This is a genomic window from Mycobacterium sp. NGS27, assembly GCF_059813005.1.
In genome coordinates this window covers 201,387-221,124 of record NZ_JCALDT010000004.1, presented here as the reverse complement: position 1 = coordinate 221,124, position 19,738 = coordinate 201,387, and the positions used below count along the sequence as shown (strand labels likewise).

The 19,738-nt window shown below is 68.2% G+C and carries 19 protein-coding genes; 8 read left to right on the top strand and 11 right to left on the bottom strand.

From position 1 onward, the window contains the following. Positions 1–39: 39 nt before the first annotated feature. Positions 40–888 carry an aldo/keto reductase gene (locus AC5Y30_RS12525; RefSeq protein ID WP_499918475.1) on the top strand — a complete coding sequence of 283 codons (849 nt, stop codon included), beginning with the start codon at positions 40–42 and terminating at the stop codon, positions 886–888. Positions 889–897: 9 nt separating this feature from the next. Here the strand turns inward: AC5Y30_RS12525 and AC5Y30_RS12520 are convergent, their stop codons facing one another. From AC5Y30_RS12520 to AC5Y30_RS12490, 7 genes are all read right to left on the bottom strand, one after another. Beyond that, positions 898–1,500 (bottom strand): DUF1707 SHOCT-like domain-containing protein, encoded by a 603-nt coding sequence (locus AC5Y30_RS12520; protein WP_499918474.1) that lies wholly within the window; start codon positions 1,498–1,500, stop codon positions 898–900. A 132-nt stretch (positions 1,501–1,632) separates the two neighbouring features. Then, positions 1,633–2,403 carry an enoyl-CoA hydratase family protein gene (locus AC5Y30_RS12515; RefSeq protein WP_499918473.1) on the bottom strand — a complete coding sequence of 257 codons (771 nt, stop codon included), beginning with the start codon at positions 2,401–2,403 and terminating at the stop codon, positions 1,633–1,635. Beyond that, complete coding sequence (locus AC5Y30_RS12510; RefSeq protein WP_499918472.1) at positions 2,403–3,569, bottom strand: acyl-CoA dehydrogenase family protein; 1,167 nt, start codon at positions 3,567–3,569, stop codon at positions 2,403–2,405. Before AC5Y30_RS12510 ends, AC5Y30_RS12515 begins: the two co-directional genes overlap by 1 nt. Beyond that, complete coding sequence (locus tag AC5Y30_RS12505) at positions 3,566–5,545, bottom strand: acetyl/propionyl/methylcrotonyl-CoA carboxylase subunit alpha (protein WP_499918471.1); 1,980 nt, start codon at positions 5,543–5,545, stop codon at positions 3,566–3,568. Before AC5Y30_RS12505 ends, AC5Y30_RS12510 begins: the two co-directional genes overlap by 4 nt. A 5-nt stretch (positions 5,546–5,550) precedes the next feature. Next, positions 5,551–7,140 (bottom strand): acyl-CoA carboxylase subunit beta, encoded by a 1,590-nt coding sequence (locus tag AC5Y30_RS12500; RefSeq protein ID WP_499919006.1) that lies wholly within the window; start codon positions 7,138–7,140, stop codon positions 5,551–5,553. Positions 7,141–7,142: 2 nt separating this feature from the next. Beyond that, positions 7,143–8,291, bottom strand: coding sequence for an acyl-CoA dehydrogenase family protein (locus AC5Y30_RS12495; RefSeq protein ID WP_499918470.1), 1,149 nt, complete (start codon positions 8,289–8,291; stop codon positions 7,143–7,145). Further along, complete coding sequence (locus AC5Y30_RS12490; RefSeq protein WP_499918469.1) at positions 8,288–10,018, bottom strand: acyclic terpene utilization AtuA family protein; 1,731 nt, start codon at positions 10,016–10,018, stop codon at positions 8,288–8,290. The genes AC5Y30_RS12495 and AC5Y30_RS12490 overlap by 4 nt, the downstream gene beginning before the upstream one ends. A 317-nt stretch (positions 10,019–10,335) precedes the next feature. Between AC5Y30_RS12490 and rpmF the strand changes: the two genes are divergently transcribed. The 5 genes from rpmF to AC5Y30_RS12465 all read left to right on the top strand — a co-directional run bounded on the left by rpmF (position 10,336) and on the right by AC5Y30_RS12465 (position 14,982). After that, a complete protein-coding gene (gene rpmF / locus AC5Y30_RS12485; protein WP_003872812.1) occupies positions 10,336–10,509 on the top strand; it encodes a 50S ribosomal protein L32 in 174 nt (57 codons plus the stop codon). Positions 10,510–10,566: 57 nt separating this feature from the next. Continuing rightward, complete coding sequence (gene mprA, locus AC5Y30_RS12480; protein ID WP_067930060.1) at positions 10,567–11,253, top strand: two-component system response regulator MprA; 687 nt, start codon at positions 10,567–10,569, stop codon at positions 11,251–11,253. Between the two features lie 16 nt (positions 11,254–11,269). After that, on the top strand, positions 11,270–12,841 hold the full coding sequence (locus AC5Y30_RS12475; RefSeq protein ID WP_499918467.1) for a HAMP domain-containing sensor histidine kinase: 1,572 nt from the start codon (positions 11,270–11,272) through the stop codon (positions 12,839–12,841). A 72-nt stretch (positions 12,842–12,913) separates the two neighbouring features. Beyond that, a complete protein-coding gene (locus AC5Y30_RS12470) occupies positions 12,914–14,425 on the top strand; it encodes a S1C family serine protease (RefSeq protein ID WP_499918466.1) in 1,512 nt (503 codons plus the stop codon). 59 nt (positions 14,426–14,484) lie between these two features. Beyond that, on the top strand, positions 14,485–14,982 hold the full coding sequence (locus AC5Y30_RS12465) for a MogA/MoaB family molybdenum cofactor biosynthesis protein (protein ID WP_008254072.1): 498 nt from the start codon (positions 14,485–14,487) through the stop codon (positions 14,980–14,982). A gap of 40 nt (positions 14,983–15,022) precedes the next feature. Here the strand turns inward: AC5Y30_RS12465 and mscL are convergent, their stop codons facing one another. The 4 genes from mscL to AC5Y30_RS12445 all read right to left on the bottom strand — a co-directional run bounded on the left by mscL (position 15,023) and on the right by AC5Y30_RS12445 (position 17,325). After that, positions 15,023–15,481, bottom strand: coding sequence for a large-conductance mechanosensitive channel protein MscL (mscL, locus tag AC5Y30_RS12460; protein WP_499918464.1), 459 nt, complete (start codon positions 15,479–15,481; stop codon positions 15,023–15,025). Between the two features lie 65 nt (positions 15,482–15,546). Beyond that, positions 15,547–16,227, bottom strand: coding sequence for an SAF domain-containing protein (locus tag AC5Y30_RS12455; protein ID WP_499918463.1), 681 nt, complete (start codon positions 16,225–16,227; stop codon positions 15,547–15,549). Between the two features lie 64 nt (positions 16,228–16,291). After that, positions 16,292–16,642, bottom strand: a complete 351-nt coding sequence (locus AC5Y30_RS12450; RefSeq protein WP_499918462.1) for an FmdB family zinc ribbon protein — start codon at positions 16,640–16,642, stop codon at positions 16,292–16,294. A gap of 83 nt (positions 16,643–16,725) precedes the next feature. Beyond that, complete coding sequence (locus AC5Y30_RS12445) at positions 16,726–17,325, bottom strand: 5-formyltetrahydrofolate cyclo-ligase (protein WP_499918461.1); 600 nt, start codon at positions 17,323–17,325, stop codon at positions 16,726–16,728. A 76-nt stretch (positions 17,326–17,401) separates the two neighbouring features. On the opposite strand from AC5Y30_RS12445, the gene AC5Y30_RS12440 reads away from it, so the two are divergent. Together AC5Y30_RS12440 and glp are read left to right on the top strand one after the other, a co-directional pair. Further along, entirely contained in the window at positions 17,402–18,313 is a 912-nt protein-coding gene (locus AC5Y30_RS12440; protein WP_499918460.1) for a UTP--glucose-1-phosphate uridylyltransferase, read from the top strand. A 130-nt stretch (positions 18,314–18,443) separates the two neighbouring features. Next, positions 18,444–19,733, top strand: coding sequence for a molybdotransferase-like divisome protein Glp (glp, locus tag AC5Y30_RS12435; protein WP_499918458.1), 1,290 nt, complete (start codon positions 18,444–18,446; stop codon positions 19,731–19,733). Positions 19,734–19,738: the final 5 nt, after the last annotated feature.

The following is a 19,738-nucleotide window of genomic DNA, read 5'->3' as shown; positions in this document are numbered from 1 at the left end:
CCTGGACTGGGTACAGGGATGTGAACGAGGAGGAAATGCATGAGTCAGGTTCCGGCGATCGAACTCAATGACGGTGTCAGCATTCCGCAGCTGGGTTTCGGCGTGTTCCAGATCAAGCCCGACGAGACGGCCGCGGCGGTCAAGAAGGCCCTTGAGATCGGATACCGCCACATCGACACGGCCGAGATGTATGGCAACGAAAGGCAAGTCGCACAAGGCATTCGCGACGCGGGTCTCGACCGCGGTGACGTCTTCGTCACCAGCAAGCTCAACAACGGATTCCACCAGCCGGACGATGCGCGTCGCGCATTCGACGAGACGCTCAAGAAGCTGGATTCCGACTACGTCGACCTGTTCCTCATCCACTGGCCGCTGCCCACGCTCTACGACGGCGACTTCGTCTCGACCTGGAAGGTCTTCGAGGAGTTCGCGCGCGACGGACGCGCCCGCAGCATCGGTGTCTCGAATTTCCAAGTGGCACACCTGCAACGGCTGGCCAACGACACCGACACCGTCCCGTCGGTCAACCAGGTCGAGCTGCATCCCTACTTCGGCAACGACGAAGTCCGGGCCTATGGGCGCGAGCATGGCATCGCCACCGAGGCGTGGGCACCCATCGCGCAGGGCAAGGTGCTCGACGATCCGGTGATCAAGCGCGTCGCCGAGGCCCGCGGTAAAACCTCCGCGCAGGTGGTGCTGCGCTGGCACATTCAGCGCGGCGACATCGTCTTCCCGAAATCGGTGACACCCGAACGGGTGAAAGAAAACTTCGAGCTGTTCGACTTCGAGCTGGACGACTCGGACATTGACGCGATCGACGCGCTGAACAAGGGTGAGTCGGGACGCAACGGCCCCAACCCCGACACTTTCGATTACGTGCCCGACTAGAACGTTTCGCTAGCCGCGTGGCCGCCGGGCCTTGCGGATGATGCCGACCCCGCCCCACAGCGAGAAGCCGCGAATGTGGACGGTCGGCGCGCCGGGCGTGCCCTGCCCGAGCACGGCGCGGTCGAAGTTGCCCATCACGCCGCGGCCGTGCACCTCGACGTTGACCTCCGGCGGCAGCAAAATGTTCTGCACACCCATGATCGACATCGCATGAATGTCGACCTCGGTCGAGGTGAAGTCGGCGTAGCGCAGATCGACCACCCCGCTGCCCCACAGCGTGAAGGTGGTGAGCTTCTTCGGGACGTTCCATCGTCCGCGGCGCTCGAAGCCGCTCATCAACGCCAGCAGCAGCGTCGACGGCGCCGGATTCAGCTTGCCGCCGCGGCGCGGGCTGATCGGCGTCCCCGGCAGATCGGCCCGCAGTTGATCCAGTTCTTCATATGTCGTCGCCGCGTAAGCCCTGGTCAAACGGTCTTCGTAGTCGTTGAGCTGCAGGCGGCCCTGCTCGGCCGCGTACGCGAGCAGCTGCGCAGTCTGGATGCGATCGGTATCGCCTGCGCGCGGCGGCTCGCCGCGCGTGTCCTCCGCATCCCGTTGCGTTGAGTTGCTCATCACCCACGAGCCTACGACGTCCAGGTTTTGCCGCAAGAGGATTGGCTAAACTGCAACGTTGCGCCCGCCCGGGCCACGCCGCCGGCCGTCCGGCCGGACCCCCTGTTTGACATCTGGCTAACTTCTCGGTGGCTAACCGGCCCAGTTGGGCGGACGCTTCTCCAAGAACGCCAGCATGCCTTCGCGGGCTTCGTCGGACACGAACAGTCGGGCGGATTCCTCGGCGAGCCGCTCGGCGTCGCGGTCGAACCCATCCAGCACCGCGGCCGTGGTCAGTGCCTTGGAGGCCGCGAGGCCCTGAGGCGATCCCCGGCCGATTTCGGAGACCAGTTTGCCGACTGCGGCGTCGACGTCCTCGGCGGCCTCGGTGATCAACCCGATCTCGGCCGCCTGGGTGGCGCCGAACTTCTCACCGGTCAGGTAGTAGCGCGCCGCGGCCCGGGGCGACAGCTTCGGCAGCAGCGTCAACGAGATGATGGCCGGGGCGACGCCGATCCGGGCCTCGGTGAGCGCGAAGGTGCTGCTGGGGCCGGCGACGGCGATGTCGGCCGCGGCGACCAGTCCCATGCCGCCGGCGCGAACGTGGCCGTCGACCGCGACGATCACCGGCAGCGGCGCCTCGACGATCGCACGCAACAGTTGGGCCATCTCCTTCGAGCGCTGGGCGGTCGCCTCGGCGGGATCGCTGCTCGAGGTTCCTTCAGAGAGATCCGCGCCCGCGCAGAACGTGTTGCCGGTGTGGCCGAGCACCACGACGCGCACGGCGGGATCGGCCGCCGCGTCGCGCAGCCCTTGGTGAAGCTGATTGACCAAGGTCGTCGACAGCGCGTTGCGGTTGTGCGGGGAATTCAGGGTCAGCCGCGCAACGTACCCGTCGGCGGTGTATTCGACGAGGGTGGCCATCAGTAGCTTCGGGGCAGGCCCAGCGATGTCTGCGCGACGAAGTTCAGCACCATCTCGCGGCTGACCGGAGCGATGCGGCCCAGCCGGGCCGAGGCCAGCATGGCCGCCACACCGTATTCCTTGGTCAGCCCGTTGCCGCCCATCGACTGCACCGCCTGGTCCACCGACCGCGTAGCCGCCTCGGCCGCAGCGTATTTGGCCATGTTCGCGGCCTCGGCCGCGCCCATGTCGTTGCCGGAATCGTAGAGGGTGGCGGCCTTCTGCAACATCAGCTTGGCCAGCTCGACTTCGATGTGGCACTGTGCCAACGGATGTGACAGGCCCTGGTGCGCGCCGATCGGGGTGCCCCACACCTGGCGGGTCTTGACGTAGTCGGCGGCCCGACTCAGGGCGAAGCGTCCCATCCCGACGGAGCTCGCCGCGCCCATGATGCGTTCCGGGTTGAGACCGGCGAAAAGCTGTGCGATAGCGGCATCTTCGGCGCCGACCAGTGCGTCGCCGGGCAGCCGGACGTCGTCGAGGAAGACCTGGAACTGGCGTTCGGGGCTGATCAGTTCCATTTCTATCGGGGTGTAGCTGAAGCCGGGCGCGTCGGTGGGCACGACGAACAGCGCGGGGCGTAACTTGCCGGTCTTGGCCTCCTCGGTGCGTGCCACCACCAGTACCGCCTGCGCCTGGTCGATACCCGAGATGTAGACCTTCTGGCCCTTGAGGATCCAGTCGCTGCCGTCCCGGCGGGCGGTCGTGGTGATCTTGTGCGAGTTGGAGCCGGCGTCCGGCTCGGTGATGGCGAACGCCATCGTCAGCGTGCCGTCAGCGATGCCGGGAATCCAGCGCTTCTTCTGCTCCTCGGTGCCGAACTTGCTGATGATGGTGCCGTTGATGGCGGGCGAGACGACCATCAGCAGCAGCGCGCTACCCGCGGCCGCCATTTCCTCCATGACCAACGACAGCTCGTACATGCCGGCGCCGCCACCGCCGTACTCCTCTGGCAGGTTCACCCCGAGGAAGCCGAGTTTGCCTGCCTCCGACCACAATTCGTCGGTGTGCTCCTGGGCACGGGCCTTGCGCAGGTAGTACTCGCTGCCGTAATTGGCTGCCCACGCAGCCACCGACTTGCGAAGGGCCTGACGCTCCTCGCTCTCGATGAAGCTGGTGTCGGTCATGCTGGATCTCCTTCTGATTGCGGCGCTTCCACTCTTGCCAGCACAGCGCCAACTTCGACTTGCTGACCGGTCTTGACATTGAGTTCGGCGAGAACCCCGTCGACCGGGGCGGCGATGGTGTGTTCCATCTTCATGGCCTCCAGCCAGATCAAGGGCTGTCCGGCGGTGACCGCCTCGCCGATCGCGGCACCAAGCCTGATGACGCTGCCGGGCATCGGGGCGACCAGTGAGCCCTTTTCGACGGTCGAACCCGGCTCGGGGAAACGGGGCAGCGCGATCAGGTGCACCGGCCCGAGGGCGGAATCGACGTAGACATCGGAATCATAGCGGCGCACCGAGAAGCTGTGCTCGACGCCGTCGGCCCGCAGGACCACGTCATTGGCCGTGGCCGACACCAGCTGCACCGACGGGTCTTCGGGCAGCACCAAACCGGTTCTGGTGAAACGGTATTGAACCCGAAGCTCGTGAGCCTGCTCGTCGCGGTAGTCCTTGACCTGGTGCCCCGATGACAGGTTTCGCCAGCCGCTGGGAACGGCGCTCAGCACCGGCGCGGTAGCGCGGTTGTGCGCGGCGTCGGCGAGTGCGGCCGCGACGGCGGACAGCCGGATCACGGCGGCGTCGCCCAGTGGCGCCGCCAACCGCGCCAAGTCATGGGTGTCGAAAAACGCTGTGTCGGTGGCGCCGTCGAGGAACGCCGGATGCCGCAGCACATTCACCAGAAGATCGCGATTGGTGCGCACGCCGTGCACGCGGGCGCGGGCCAACGCGTCGGCGAGAACCAGCGACGCCTGACGGCGCGTCGGGGCGTAGGAGATGACCTTGGCCAGCATCGGGTCGTAGTGGATGGAGACGGTGAACCCGTCGACGATGCCCGAATCCAGCCGGATCCCGGTCCGGTGCCCCAGCGAGCTGAACTCAGCCCGGACGGAAGGCATCTCGAACGCGCGCATCAAACCGGCCTGTGGCTGCCAGTTCTTGGCAGGGTCCTCGGCGTAGAGCCGGGCCTCGATCGAATGTCCCTGCGCGGCAGGGGGTTGCGCGCCGAGGCGAGCGCCGTCCGCGACGGCGAGCTGCAGCTCGACGAGATCGAGGCCGGTGGTCTCTTCGGTGACCGGGTGTTCGACCTGCAGCCTGGTGTTCATCTCCAGGAAGTAGAACTCGCCGTCGTCGTCGGCCAGGAACTCCACCGTCCCGGCCCCGGTGTAGCCGATGGCCTCGACGGCCAACCGGGCCGCGTCGAACAGCTTGGCGCGCATGCCAACTGTGCGCTCCACCAACGGCGACGGAGCCTCCTCGATGATCTTCTGGTGCCGGCGCTGAATCGAGCATTCGCGTTCGCCGACCGCCCACACGGTGCCGTGGGCGTCGGCCATGACCTGGACCTCTATGTGGTGTCCGGTCGGCAGGTAGCGCTCGCAGAACACGGTCGGGTCCCCGAAGGCGGACTGCGCTTCCCGGCTCGCCCCGGCGACTTCGCCGGCGAGCGCGGACAATTCCCGAACCACGCGCATGCCGCGACCACCGCCACCCGCGGAGGCCTTGACCAGAACCGGCAACTGCGCCTCGGTGACGGTGTCGGGGTCGAGCTCGTCGAGCACCGGAACCCCGGCGGCGGCCATCAGTTTCTTGGACTCGATCTTGGAGCCCATCGCCCGCACGGCGGCCACCGGGGGTCCGACCCACGTCAGTCCGGCGTCCTGGACGGCGGCCGCGAAATCGGCGTTCTCCGAGAGGAATCCGTAACCGGGGTGTATCGCGTCGGCACCCGCGGCGCGGGCCGCGGCGATGAGGGCGTCGGCGTTGAGGTAGTCGTTGGTCTTGTCCAGCCGCACCCGGGCGTCGGCCTCGGCGACGTGCGGCGCGCTCGCGTCGGGGTCGGTGTAGACGGCGACGGTGCCCAGGCCGAGCCGGCGGCAGGTGGCGAACACCCGCCGGGCGATCTCACCGCGGTTGGCGACCAGAACTCGAGAAACCATGGGGCTCACATCCGGAAGACGCCGAAATTCGACGTCCCCTTGATCGGGCCATTGGCGATGGCGGACAGACACATTCCCAACACGGTGCGGGTATCTCGCGGGTCGATCACCCCGTCGTCGTAGAGCATCCCGGACAGCACCAGCGGCAGCGACTCGGCTTCGATCTGCCCCTCGACCGCGGCCCGCATCGCCGCGTCGGCCTCCTCGTCGACCTGCTGGCCGCGCGCCTGGGCGGCCGCCCGGGCCACGATCGACAGCACGCCCGACAGCTGGGCGCCGCCCATCACCGCGGACTTCGACGTCGGCCAGGCGAAGAGGAACCGCGGATCGTAGGCGCGGCCACACATGCCGTAGTGGCCCGCGCCGTAGGAGGCGCCGATCAGCAGCGAGATGTGCGGGACGGTCGAGTTGGACACGGCGTTGATCATCATCGAGCCGTGCTTGATCATCCCGCCCTCTTCGTAGTCCTTGCCCACCATGTAGCCGGTGGTGTTGTGCAAGAACAACAGTGGCGTGTCGGAGCGGTTGGCCAACTGGATGAACTGGGTGGCCTTCTGGGACTCCTCGCTGAACAACACCCCGCGCGCATTGGCCAGGATGCCGATCGGATAGCCGTGCAGTTGGGCCCAGCCCGTCACCAGCGAGGCCCCGTACAGCGGCTTGAATTCGTCGAATTCGGAGCCGTCGACGATGCGGGCGATCACTTCGCGGGGGTCGAACGGGATGCGCAGATCCGCCGGCACGATGCCGATGAGTTCCTCGGTATCGAACAACGGCGCGGTGACCGGCTTGGGTTTCGGCCCCTGTTTGGCCCAGTTCAACCGGGCGACGACGCGACGTCCGATCCGGATCGCGTCGAGTTCGTCGACGGCGAAGTAATCGGCCAAACCCGAGACGCGGGCATGCATTTCGGCGCCGCCGAGCGATTCGTCGTCGGACTCCTCACCGGTGGCCATCTTCACCAGCGGGGGGCCCGCGAGGAAGACCTTCGATCGTTCCTTGATCATCACCACGTGGTCGGACATGCCCGGGACATACGCGCCGCCCGCGGTGGAGTTGCCGAACACCAACGCGATGGTGGGGATGCCGGCCGCGGAAAGCCGCGTCAGATCGCGGAACATCCGTCCGCCGGGAATGAAGATTTCCTTCTGCGTGGGCAGGTCCGCACCCCCGGACTCCACCAGGGAGATCACCGGAAGCCGGTTCTCGAAAGCGATCTGATTGGCCCGCAGGATCTTTTTCAGGGTCCACGGATTGCTGGTGCCGCCTTTGACCGTCGGGTCATTGGCGACGATCATGCATTCGACGCCTTCGACCACGCCGATGCCGGTGACCGTGCTGGCGCCGACCTTGAATGCGCTGCCCCAGGCGGCCAGCGGGCTGAGTTCCAAGAACGGCGAATCCTGATCGACCAACAATTCGATGCGTTCGCGGGCCGTCAGCTTGCCGCGGTCATGATGGCGCTCAACGTATTTGGCCCCGCCCCCGGCCAGGGCGTTGGCGAACTCATTGTCGATTTCCTCGAGTTTCGTCAACGCGGCCGCCGCCGCGTCGGTGAAGGCGGTGGCCTCCGCGTCGAGGGTGGACTGCAGCACGGTCATGATTGGAATCCCAGAAGTTTGGCGGACAGGGCGGTGAGGATTTCGGTCGTCCCGCCGCCGATGCCGAGGATTCTCATGTCCCGGTATTGGCGTTCGACCTCGGATTCGGCCATGTAACCCATGCCGCCGAACAGCTGGACGGCTTGGTGGGCCACCCATTCGCCGGCCTCGACGGCGGTGTTCTTGGCGAAGCACACCTGCGGAATCAGGTTCGTCTCGCCGGCGAGCTGCCGCTCTACCACGCTGCGCGAGTAGACCCGGGCGACGTCGATGCGACGGGCCATCTCGGCCAACGTGTTCTGCACCGATTGGCGCGATATCAATGGGCGTCCGAACGTTTCGCGGTCGCGGCACCATTGCACCGTCAGGTCCAGGCACCGCTGGGCACTCGAATATGCCTGTGCGGCAAGGCCGATGCGTTCGGAAACGAAGGCCTGGGCGATCTGGGCGAAGCCGCTGTTCTCGGCGCCGACCAGGTTGGCCACCGGGACGCGGACGTCGGTGTAGGACAGCTCGGCGGTATCCGAGGAGCGCCAGCCCATCTTGTCGAGCTTGCGGCTCACCTCGAAACCTGGCGTGCCCTTCTCGACCACCAGAAGCGAAACCCCGCTCGCGCCGGGGCCTCCGGTGCGCACGGCGGTGACCACATAGTCGGCGCGGACTCCCGAGGTGATGTAAGTCTTGGCGCCGTTGACGATGTAGTGGTCACCGTCGCGAACCGCCGAGGTTCGAAGATGTCCGACATCGGAACCGCCGCCGGGTTCGGTGATGGCGAGTGAACCGATCAGTTCGCCTGCCAGCGTCGGGCGAACGAACGAGTCGATGAGCCGCTGATCGCCCGAGGCGATCATGTGTGGTACCGCGATGCCACAGGTGAACAACGACGCGAACACGCCGCCCGGCGCTCCGGCCTGATGCATCTCCTCGCAGATGATCACCGCGTCGGCGCCGTCGCCGCCACCACCGCCGACCGATTCGGGGAAGTTCGCACCCAGCAGTCCGGCGGCTCCGGCGCTGCGGTGCAATTCGCGCGGCAGGTCGCCGCTGCGCTCCCACTCGTCGACGTGGGGCAGGATCTCGCGTTCTGCGAACGAGCGCACCGTCTTTCGCAACTGTTCGCGTTCGGGCGTGGTCCAAAGATTCACAGTAAACTCTCCGGGATGTCGAGGTAGCGGCCGCGGAGCCATTCGCCTAGCCCCTTGGCCTGGGGGTCGAACCGAGCCTGGTATGCGACGCCCTGGCCGAGGATGCCGTCGATGACGAAGTTGACCGCCCGCAGATTCGGCAGCAGGTGGCGGGCGACGTCGAAGTCAGCCGCTTCTGGAAGCAGCTCCTTGAGCAGGTCGACGGTCAACGTGTTGGCCAGCCAACGCCATTGCTCGTCGGTGCGCACCCACACCCCGACATTGGCCGAGCCGCCCTTGTCGCCACTGCGGGCGCCGGCGATGCGGCCCAGCGGCGCCCGCCGGGCGGCCCCGCCCGGCAACGGTTCGGGAAGCGGTGGCTCGGCGGCGGGGGAGAGCTCGAGAGTTTCTGTGGTGCAAGCGATGTCGACGCGGGTGCCGTCGGCGTGTACCGCAACGTGCGGTACCTGATCGGCGGCGACGTAGCCCGGGGTGAACACCCCGTAGACCTGGCCGTCGCCCGGCGGCGCGGTCACGTGGAATCCCGGATAGCTGGCCAACGCCAATTCGACAGCGGCCGAGGAGAATTGGCGTCCGACGTTGGCCGGGTCGGGATCGCGCACGACGCAGTGCAGCAGCGCGCTGGCGGCTTCTTCGGTGTCGGCGTCGGGGTGGTCGGTGCGGGCCAGCGACCATTGCAGTTCGGCGGGCTTGACGGTGAGCGCGGCGTCGAGTTGCCGGCGCATGAGGTCGGCCTTGGCCTCGATGTCGAGGCCGGTCAGCACGAAAGTCATCGAGTTGCGGAACCCGCCGATGCTGTTCGTCGAGACTTTGTAGGTGGGTGGCGGGGCCTCGCCGCGGACCCCGCTGATGCGCACCCGGTCGGGCCCGTCGGACGACAGCTCGACGCTGTCCATCCGGGCGGTGACGTCCGGGTTGGCGTAGCGCGCGCCGGTGATCTCGTAGAGCAGCTGCGCGGTGACGGTGTCGACGCTGACCAGGCCGCCGGTGCCCGGGTGTTTGGTGATCACCGAGGATCCGTCGGCGCTGACCTCGGCCAGGGGGAAGCCGGCGTGGGTGAGGTCGGCGACCTCGGTGAAGAACGAGTAGTTGCCCCCGGTGGCCTGCACCCCGCATTCGATGACGTGGCCGGCGACCACGGCGCCGGCGAGCCTGTCGTAGTCGGTGCGGTCCCAGCCGAAGTGGGCCGCGGCCGCCCCGACGATCACCGAGGCGTCGGTGACGCGGCCGGTGACGACCACGTCGGCGCCGCTGTCGAGGCAGTCGACGATCCCCCAGGCGCCCAGGTACGCGTTCGCGGTCAGCGGGGTGCCCAGCCCGAGTTCGGCGGCGCGCGGCAACAGGTCGTCACCCTCCACGTGGGCGACCCGGGCGTCGATGCCCAGCCGTTCCGTCAGGGCGCGTATCGCATCGGCCAGGCCCGCCGGGTTGAGGCCGCCGGCGTTGGCGACGATGCGGACGCCGCGGTCACTCGCCTCGCCCAGGCAGTCCTCGAGCTGGGTCAGAAAGGTCTTGGCGTAGCCGCGCTCGGGATGCTTCATCTTGTCGCGGCCCAGGATGAGCATTGTGAGTTCGGCCAGGTAGTCGCCGGTGAGATAGTCGACGTCACCGCCCGTGAGCATCTCGCGCATGGCCGACAGCCGGTCGCCGTAGAAACCCGAACAGTTGGCGATTCGGACCGCACCGGAGCTGCCCAAAGCACCAGAGGCGCCGGACGCAGAGGCCATGCCTGTCCTCCATTCGCGGATTCGACCGATTCGGACCACCCAACCAACCGGTAGGTTAGCGGGTACCGCCGGTGTCACGTCAAGGATGCCTGGTGACTCCCTTGGCGCCGAGATTGCCCATGGGGTCGCACTTCGCAGAAAAGTCACAGCCCTCGCGGCAATCTCGGCGAGCCTGCCGGCCGGCGCGGCGCCCATTTTGGCGACAAGCCGACCAGCGACTATTCTGATGTGCGATCGTCGCCCGCCCGATCGGCCCACCGGCCACGCCGCGCGACATGCCGAACTGCAAGTCCCAGATTGAGGAGTCAGGCCCGACCATGGCCGTACCCAAGCGCAGAATGTCGCGCGCGAACACCCGTAGCCGGCGCGCGCAGTGGAAGGCCGAGAAGACCGAACTCGTCGGTGTGACGGTCGCAGGTCAGCGGCACAAAGTGCCCCGCAGGCTGCTCAAGGCGGCCCGCCTCGGTCTGATCGACCTCGACCGCCGCTAGCCCCCTCACGGCGCGCCTCTCAGGTCAGTCTCAGGCGGTGGGACGAAACTAGGGGCCGTGCGAATACTGGTCGTCGACGACGATCGCGCGGTGCGCGAGTCGCTGCGTAGGTCACTGTCCTTCAACGGCTACTCCGTTGAGCTGGCCCATGACGGGGTCGAGGCCCTCGAACTGATCGCGAGCGATCGCCCCGACGCGCTCGTCCTGGATGTGATGATGCCGCGCCTGGACGGCCTCGAAGTCTGCCGCCAGCTCCGCAGCACCGGTGACGACCTGCCGATCCTGGTGCTCACGGCGCGCGATTCGGTGTCAGAGCGGGTCGCCGGGCTCGACGCCGGCGCCGACGACTACCTGCCCAAGCCGTTCGCCCTGGAAGAGCTGCTCGCCCGGATGCGCGCGCTGTTGCGCCGCACCAAGCCGGAGGACGACGCCGAATCGGTGGCGATGACGTTCTCCGACCTGACGCTGGACCCGGTGACCCGCGAGGTCACCCGCGGTCAGCGCCGCATCAGCCTGACCCGCACCGAATTCGCGCTGCTGGAGATGCTGATCGCCAATCCGCGCCGGGTGCTCACCCGCAGCCGCATCCTCGAGGAGGTGTGGGGCTTCGACTTCCCCACCTCGGGCAACGCGCTGGAGGTGTACGTGGGCTATCTGCGGCGCAAAACCGAAGCCGATGGGGAGCCGCGGCTGATCCACACAGTGCGCGGCGTGGGCTACGTCCTTCGGGAGACACCCCCGTGACGATGCGGGCCGCTCGATGATCCGGTTTCCCCGGCCTCAACGTCCACCGCTGCGCCCACCGTTGCGCGCAACGCCCTCGTTGTCGTTGCGGTGGCGGGTGATGCTGCTGGCGATGTCAATGGTCGCGATGGTCGTGGTGTTGATGGCCTTCGCCGTCTACGCCGTGATCTCCGCCGCGCTGTACAGCGACATCGACAACCAGCTGCAAAGCCGGGCGCAACTGCTGATCGCCAGCGGCTCGCTGGCCGCGGACCCGGGCAAGGCCATCGAGGGCACCGCGTATTCCGACGTCAACGCGATGCTGGTGAACCCGGGCCACGCGATCTATACCGCCCAGCAGCCGGGCCAGACCCTGCCGGTCGGCGCACCGGAAAAAGCGGTCATCCACGGTGATTTGTTCATGTCGCGCCGTACCGCCGGTGATCAGCGAATCCTTGCCGTGCACCTGCAGAACGGCACGTCGTTGCTGATCTCCAAGAGCCTCAAGCCCACCGAAGCGGTGATGAACCGGCTGCGCTGGGTGCTGCTGATCGTCGGGGGGGTCGGTGTGGCGGTCGCCGCGGTGGCGGGGGGCATGGTCACCAGGGCAGGGCTGCGCCCGGTGGCGCGCTTGACCGAAGCGGCCGAGCGGGTGGCGCGCACCGATGACCTGAGGCCCATCCCCGTGTTCGGCAGTGACGAATTGGCCAGGCTCACCGAGTCGTTCAACCTGATGCTGCGCGCGCTGGCCGAGTCCCGGGAGAGGCAGGCGCGGCTGGTCACCGACGCCGGGCACGAACTGCGCACCCCACTGACGTCGCTGCGAACCAACGTCGAGCTGCTGATGGCCGCGATGGAGCCGGGGGCGCCGCGCCTACCCGAGCAGGAGATGGTCGATCTGCGCGCGGATGTCATCGCGCAGATCGAGGAATTGTCAACGCTGGTAGGCGATTTGGTGGATCTGACCCGTGACGACGCCGGCCAGGTGGTGCACGAGTCCGTCGACGTGTCCGAAGTCATCGATCGCAGCCTGGAGCGAGTCAGGCGGCGGCGCAACGACATTCACTTCGACGTCGACGTGACGCCGTGGCAGACGTACGGCGACGCCGCGGGGCTGTCTCGGGCGGTCCTGAACCTGTTGGACAACGCGGCCAAGTGGAGCCCGCCCGGTGGCCACGTCGGTGTCACTATGCGCCAGCTCGACCCGTCGCACGCCGAGCTGGTGATCGCCGACCACGGCCCCGGCATTCCGCCCCAGGAGCGCCGTCTGGTGTTCGAGCGGTTCTACCGATCGACGACGGCACGCGCCATGCCGGGCTCGGGCCTCGGGCTGGCGATTGTGAAGAAGGTGGTCCTCAATCACGGGGGACTGCTGCGCGTCGAGGACACCGTTCCGGGAGGCCAGCCGCCGGGTACTTCGTTCTATGTCCTGCTGCCCGGCCGGCCGTTACCCGCCCCGACGCACGGCACGCCTGGCGCCGCTGAGCGGCAAACCGGCCAGATAGACATCGCGACCGACCCTTCTCGAGCGCCGGCCGGCGATGAGGCGAACTCTCGGGAATCAGCGAACGTTATCTCAGTGGACTCTCAGTCCGCGCGGGCAAGGTAGGTCTGCGGCTACTGTTGGACCCAGCCGTCGACTTGCCGAAACACTGAGATAGAGGAAGAGCGACTTAGCGACATGACGAATGACCCGAGGTATTCGCCACCGCCGCAGCAGCCGGGATACCCCCCCGCGCCCAATCAGACTGCGCCAGTCCCCAGCCATGCGGTGTCCCCAGGTTATGCCCCGGGACAACAGCAGCCGTACAACCAGCAATACGACTGGCGCTATCGGTCGCAGCCCTCGTCGTCGCCGACGACCCAGTTCCGGCCGCCCTACGAGCCCTTCAGCAACACCGGGCCGGGCCGGATCCCCGGCGGAACCGGTGTGGGTCCGATACCGGGAGGCACCGGCGCGGGTCCGATTCCCGGCATGCCGCCGGGCATGCCCATCCCACCGGAGCCCCAAAAGCGTTCTCGCGCAGGCCTTTTGATCGTCGGCGCGTTGGCCGTCGCGGTGGTGTCGGCCGGCATCGGCGGTGCCGCTGCCACCGCGATCGAGCTCGGCACGCACTCGACGGGCAACGGTGGCGGTCGGGTCATCGGGGCGGCGCCCAGTGTCCCGGCCGCGAACATGCCGCCCGGCAGCGTCGAACAAGTCGCCTCCAAAGTGGTGCCCAGCGTCGTGATGCTCGAGACCGACATCGGTCGGGCGTCCGAAGAGGGCTCCGGCATCGTCCTGTCCACCGACGGGCTGATCCTGACCAACAACCACGTGATCGCCGCCGCGGCGGGACCGCCGAAGGGGCCCGGAGGCCCGACCGGGGTTCCGGTGCCTCCCGGCGTACCGGGTGGCCCGGGCGGTGCCGGCGCCGGCGCCCCGACGCCCAAGACGACGGTGACCTTCTCTGACGGCCGCACCGCGCCGTTCACCGTGGTCGGCGCGGACCCCACCAGCGATATCGCCGTGATTCGCGTGCAGGGCATTTCCGGACTCACGCCCATCTCGCTGGGCTCCTCGTCCGACCTGCACGTCGGCCAGCCGGTCGTCGCGATCGGCTCGCCGCTGGGTCTGTCGGGCACGGTCACCACCGGCATCGTCAGCGCGCTGAACCGGCCGGTGTCCACCACCGGTGAGTCGGGCAACCAGAACACCGTGCTGGACGCGATCCAGACCGACGCCGCGATCAACCCCGGTAACTCCGGTGGCGCGCTGGTCAACATGAACGGCCAGCTGGTGGGCGTCAACTCGGCCATCGCCACCCTGGGCGCCGACTCGCCGGACGCCCAGAGCGGTTCGATTGGTCTGGGCTTCGCCATCCCGGTCGATCAGGCCAAGCGCATCGCCGACGAACTGATCGCCAGCGGCAAGGCGTCCCACGCCTCGCTCGGCGTGCAGGTGATGAACGACAAGGGCACCCCCGGTGCCAAGGTCGTCGACGTCGTCGCGGGCGGTGCCGCGGCAGCCGCCGGCGTCCCCAAGAACGTGGTCGTCACCAAGGTCGACGACCGGCCCATCAACAGCGCCGACGCGCTGGTTGCGGCCGTGCGGTCCAAAGCACCCGGCGACAAGATCTCGCTGACGTTCCAGGATCCCGCTGGCGGCGGCAGCCGGACATTGCCGGTCACCCTCGGAAAGGCGGATCAGTAGTGAGAGTGGACGAACCCTCGGCGCCGGGATTGTCTGAGCTCGGATATACGGTTGCCTCCATGGAAACGGGTGCGGAACTGGTAGTTGGCCGGGCTTTGGTTGTGGTGGTCGACGATCGCACCGCTCATGGGGACGAGGACCACAGCGGTCCGCTGGTGACCGAACTGCTGACCGAGGCGGGATTCGTCGTCGACGGGGTGGTCGCGGTCGCCGCCGACGAGGTCGAGATCCGCAACGCGCTGAACACCGCGGTGATCGGCGGGGTCGACCTGGTCGTCTCGGTCGGCGGGACGGGCGTCACCCCCCGCGACGTCACCCCGGAAGCCACCCGCGAGATCCTGGACCGCGAAATCCTCGGCATCGCAGAGGCGATCCGCGGCTCGGGGCTGTCGGCGGGGATCATCGACGCCGGATTGTCACGCGGTCTGGCCGGGGTGTCCGGCAGCACGCTGGTGGTCAACCTGGCGGGCTCCCGCTACGCGGTGCGAGACGGGATGGCGACGCTGAACCCGTTGGCGGCCCAGATCATCGGGCAACTGTCGAGCCTGGAGATCTAAGACCGCGCCGAGAGGTGCGCCCCGCGGCAAGCCGACGCGGTTACTTCGATTCGGCTTCCGCGCGGGGCCCGTGCTCGGGTGGAGGCGTGGTGGTCACAGTGCCGTGCTTGCCCGGCGCGTCGCCGTTGGTCTGCGCGAGCAGGTCGCGGATCTCCTTGAGCAGGACGACCTGCGCGTCGTCCGCCGGCTCGACCTCACCGCGCTTGCGCAATGTGGTGTACGGGAGCACGACCAGGAAGTAGACGACCGCCGCGATGATCACGAAGTTGATGGCGGCCGACAGGACTTCGTTCAGATCGATGGTCTGGCCGCCGCCGATGCCGATCCGCAGGACGCCGAGGTCGGACTTCTGGTTGACCCCGATCCGGTTGATCAACGGCTTGATGATGGCGTTGGTGAAAGTCGTGACGAGTGCGGTGAACGCGGTACCGATGACCACCGCGGTAGACAGGTCGATGATGTTGCCCCGGGAGAGAAACTCCTTGAACCCTTTGAGCATTGAGACGCCTTTCTGGGACTGGACAGAATCTGCTGTCGGCTGGCGGACCAGCGACGGCCAGGCACTCAGTGCAGGGTGAGCGTGACGGTCTGGCCCAGCGCCGACCCTGCTACCGCGTTCGCCACACGAGCCGGCAGCGCAACTAACACTACGCGGTCGGCATCGGCGGCCTGAATCTTTTCTTTGGCCGACACGAGCACCACCACGGCGTCGGTGGCCACCACCTTGGGGGCGGCGTGCGAATTGTCCGGCGCGCTGGCGGCCGGCGCGGCCAGGACGTCGACCACGTCGCCGACCCGCACGAGGTCGATCAGGGCGGCATCGGCCAGATGCAGCGGCACGATGCGAGCGCCCGGCCCCGCCTTTGACCCGACTGCGGCCTCCGCCAACCGGCTTCCCAACAACCGGACGTCGGTGATGACCTCGCCGCGTCGTGTCGGGCCGGTCAGCGTCGAACCCACCACCGCGCCCAGGTCGGCTCGCGCCCCGTCGGGAACGGTTGCGGTCAAACGCTTTTCGAGTCGAACATCAGCGGGAGTCAACCCGACACCGGGACGAAGGTCATGGTCGGCCACCACGACTTGTGCGTAGTCACCGGCGGGATTGGAGCGCAGCGTCGCGATTGCGGCCAGCACGACCAGCCCGCCCGCGGCGACTCGGCGTGCCGGCACGGTGCGAGTCCAGTCTGGGCGCAGCCACAGCGACAGCCGGGTCAATAGGCTTGGGTTCAGCGATGATTCGCCCACGTCGCAACGGTAGGCGCAACCCGGCGCCCGGGCTCACGGCCGGCAACGCCGGTGTGGATAACCGTCAGCTGGTCGCGGCGGCCGTCGATGTTGCCGAACTGCTGCTCGACTTGTCGCTCGAGCTGGAGCTGGACTTCTCGCCCGAGCCGGAGCCCGACGTTTCGCTGGAGGCCGAGCTGCTCGATCCCGAGTCACTCGACGAGGAGCCGTTGCTCGAACTCGACGATTTCTTGCCCGACTCGCGGCTGTCGGTGCGGTAGAAGCCGCTGCCCTTGAACACCACGCCGACGGAGTTGAAGCGCTTGCGCAGCCGCCCGGAGCAGCGTTCGCACGTGGTCAGCGCGTCGTCGGTGAAGGCTTGCACGATGTCGAAGCGATCGTCGCACTCGGTGCACTGATAGCTGTAAGTCGGCACAAAAACCTCCGGATGATCACAAACCTGGTTAGCACTCTAGCGTCTCAAGTGCTAGAACCGCCACGTGACATGACTCATTCCCATCAGGGGCCGGCGAGGTCGATCAATCCCTGTCGTGGTGTGAGCGCGTGGGTCATGGGGACGTCGTGCGGCTCGGCCGGTAATTCGTCGAGCACCTCGGTGTCCCGAACGACCGCGATCAGCCGCGCGTGTGGGCGTCGAAGTCCCAGAGAGCGGTCGTAGAAGCCCCGGCCCCGGCCCAGCCGCACGCCGCGGCGGTCCACGGCAAGCGCCGGCACCAGCACCACGCCGGCTTGCGCCAGGGCCGACGCCGGCAGCCAGGGCTCCGGCGGTTCGAGCAGCCCCCACCGCCCGGTGGTCAGGGTGCCGGGCCGGTATTCGCCCCAGGACAGCGGCAGCGGCGCGTTGTCAGCGGTTGTGCGCGCGACCGGCAGCAGGACCCGTCCGGCGCGCCGCAGCAACGTATCGAGCATGTCGATTGACCCCGGCTCGGTGCCCACCGGCACGTAGGCGCAGACCGTGCTGTCGCTGGTCACAATGCTTTCCAGGGCTTCCAGTCGCGCGCATACCTGCTGCGCCTCGGCGACGCGAACGTCGTCGGCAACCTGACGCCGGGCGGCGAGCAGCTGGTCGCGCAGCGCGGCTTTGCCGGTGGTCGCCATGCGTCAACCATGACAGCCAGGTCTTCGGACGCGCCACAGCGACTCGGCCGAGCCGATGCGGGTTATCGTGTGAACAATGTCAAGCCCACACGTGGTGGTGCCACGCACTGCAGTCGTGCCCGCCGCGGGTCTCGGGACCCGCTTCTTGCCGGCGACCAAAACGGTCCCCAAGGAGCTGTTGCCGGTTGTCGACACGCCGGGCATCGAGCTGGTGGCCGCCGAGGCGGCCGAGGCCGGCGCCGAGCGGCTGGTGATCATCACCTCGGAGGGCAAGGACGGCGTCGTCGCGCACTTCGTCGAAGACCTGGTGCTGGAAAGCACGTTGGAGGAGCGCGGCAAGACGGCGATGCTCGACAAAGTCCGCCGCGCGCCGCAGCTGATCAAGGTCGAGTCCGTGGTACAGAGCGAGCCGCTGGGGCTGGGGCACGCGATCGGCTGCGTGGAGTCGCGGCTGGCCGACGACGAGGACGCCCTCGCGGTGTTGCTGCCCGACGACCTGGTGCTGCCCACCGGCGTGCTGGGCACGATGTCGAAGGTCCGCGCGCACTACGGCGGCACGGTGTTGTGCGCCATCGAGGTGACACCCGAGGAGGTCAGCGCCTACGGCGTTTTCGATGTCGAACCCATTCCCGACGACGACAATCCCGACGTGCTCAAGGTCAACGGCATGGTCGAGAAGCCTCCGGCCGGGGACGCGCCGTCGCTGTTCGCCGCGGCCGGCCGTTACGTGCTCGACCGCGCCATCTTCGATGCGTTGCGCCGCATCGAGCGTGGGGCCGGCGGCGAAGTACAGCTCACCGACGGGATCGCCTTGCTGATCGAGGAGGGCCACCCGGTGCACGTGGTCGTGCATCGCGGATCTCGACACGACTTGGGAAATCCCGGCGGCTACCTCAAGGCTGCGGTTGACTTTGCATTGGATCGTGACGACTACGGCCCGGATTTGCGGCAGTGGTTGGTGGCGCGATTGGGCCTGGCCGAACACTAGCCGGGCGGTCACCCGGCTGGCGGAGGCCGGCGGAGCGCGTAGCGGTCCCGGGCGGGGATGCCCCGCCTGCGCAGTGAGCGGGTCGCCCGATGCGCGGCGCCCGCCGGGTTTGAGGGCAGAGAGGCGCGCTGTGCGTTCGGTGGAAGAGCAGCAGGCCCGGATCACGGCGGCCGCGGTGGCCCCGCGGCCGATACGTGTGGCGATCGCCGAGGCGCAGGGACTGATGTGCGCCGAGGAGGTGGTGACCGAACGCCCGATGCCCGGGTTCGATCAGGCCGCGATCGACGGGTACGCGGTGCGCAGCGTCGACGTGATCGGTGTCGGCGAGGTGGGCAGTGAACGTCTGCCGGGACCGTTCGACGATTCCGGCGAGGGCAACGGGCGCGAGGGCCTGGTGCTGCCGGTGATGGGCACCGTCGAGGCCGGTTCGCGCACGCCTAGCCGGTTGCAGCCGCGCCAGGCCGTGCGCGTGCAGACCGGGGCCCCCTTGCCGACCCTTGCCGACGCGGTCCTGCCGCTGCGCTGGACCGATGGCGGGACCCAGCGGGTGCGGATTCTGCGGGGCGCCCCGTCGGGCGCCTACGTGCGCCGCGCCGGCGACGACGTCCAGCCCGGCGACGTGGCGGTGCGGTCCGGGACGGTGATCGGCGCGGCGCAGGTCGGGCTGCTGGCCGCGGTCGGCCGCGAACGGGTGTTGGTGCACCCGCGTCCCCGGGTGACGATCATGGCGCTGGGCGGCGAGCTGGTCGACATCTCGCGTACCCCGGGCAACGGGCAGGTCTACGACGTGAACTCCTACGCGCTGGCGGCCGCGGCCCGCGATGCGGGCGCAGAGGTCAACCGCGTCGGCATCGTCAGCGGCGGCCCCCGCGAACTCCGCGAGATCGTCGAGGGCCAGATCAATCGAGCCGAGGTGATCGTGATCGCCGGCGCGGTCGGGGGCGCCGCGACCGAGGCGGTGCGCCAGGTGCTCGCCGAGCTCGGCGAGTTGGAGGTCGTGCGGGTCGCCATGCATCCGGGATCCATCCAGGGTTTCGGGCAGCTGGGCCGCGAGGGCGTCCCGACGTTCCTGTTGCCGGCAAACCCGGTGAGCGCACTCGTGGTTTTCGAGGTGATGGTCCGCCCCTTGATTCGGCTGTCGCTGGGCAAGCGTCAGCCGATGCGCCGCATCGTGCAGGCGCGCACGCTGTCACCCATCACGTCGGTGGCCGGGCGCAAGGGCTTCCTGCGCGGCCAGCTGATGCGCGACCAGGACAGCGGCGAGTATCTGGTGCAGGCGCTCGGCGGCGGTCCGGGCGCGTCGTCGCACCTGCTGGCCACCCTCGCCGAAGCGAACTGTCTGGTCGTGGTGCCCAGCGGCGCCGAGCAGATTCGCACCGGCGAGATCGTCGACGTCGCCTTCCTGGCTCAGCGCGGCTGAGCGAA

Coding starts and splice junctions, on each gene's coding strand:
- AC5Y30_RS12465 (WP_008254072.1), top strand. CDS start 14,485: ATGGAAACGGGTGCGGAACTGGTAGTTGGCCGGGCTTTGGTTGTGGTG.
- AC5Y30_RS12525 (WP_499918475.1), top strand. CDS start 40: ATGAGTCAGGTTCCGGCGATCGAACTCAATGACGGTGTCAGCATTCCG.
- AC5Y30_RS12475 (WP_499918467.1), top strand. CDS start 11,270: ATGATCCGGTTTCCCCGGCCTCAACGTCCACCGCTGCGCCCACCGTTG.
- AC5Y30_RS12490 (WP_499918469.1), bottom strand. CDS start 10,018: ATGGCCTCTGCGTCCGGCGCCTCTGGTGCTTTGGGCAGCTCCGGTGCG.
- AC5Y30_RS12520 (WP_499918474.1), bottom strand. CDS start 1,500: ATGAGCAACTCAACGCAACGGGATGCGGAGGACACGCGCGGCGAGCCG.
- AC5Y30_RS12510 (WP_499918472.1), bottom strand. CDS start 3,569: ATGACCGACACCAGCTTCATCGAGAGCGAGGAGCGTCAGGCCCTTCGC.
- rpmF (WP_003872812.1), top strand. CDS start 10,336: ATGGCCGTACCCAAGCGCAGAATGTCGCGCGCGAACACCCGTAGCCGG.
- AC5Y30_RS12445 (WP_499918461.1), bottom strand. CDS start 17,325: ATGGCGACCACCGGCAAAGCCGCGCTGCGCGACCAGCTGCTCGCCGCC.
- AC5Y30_RS12440 (WP_499918460.1), top strand. CDS start 17,402: ATGTCAAGCCCACACGTGGTGGTGCCACGCACTGCAGTCGTGCCCGCC.
- mscL (WP_499918464.1), bottom strand. CDS start 15,481: ATGCTCAAAGGGTTCAAGGAGTTTCTCTCCCGGGGCAACATCATCGAC.
- AC5Y30_RS12505 (WP_499918471.1), bottom strand. CDS start 5,545: ATGGTTTCTCGAGTTCTGGTCGCCAACCGCGGTGAGATCGCCCGGCGG.
- AC5Y30_RS12470 (WP_499918466.1), top strand. CDS start 12,914: ATGACGAATGACCCGAGGTATTCGCCACCGCCGCAGCAGCCGGGATAC.
- AC5Y30_RS12515 (WP_499918473.1), bottom strand. CDS start 2,403: ATGGCCACCCTCGTCGAATACACCGCCGACGGGTACGTTGCGCGGCTG.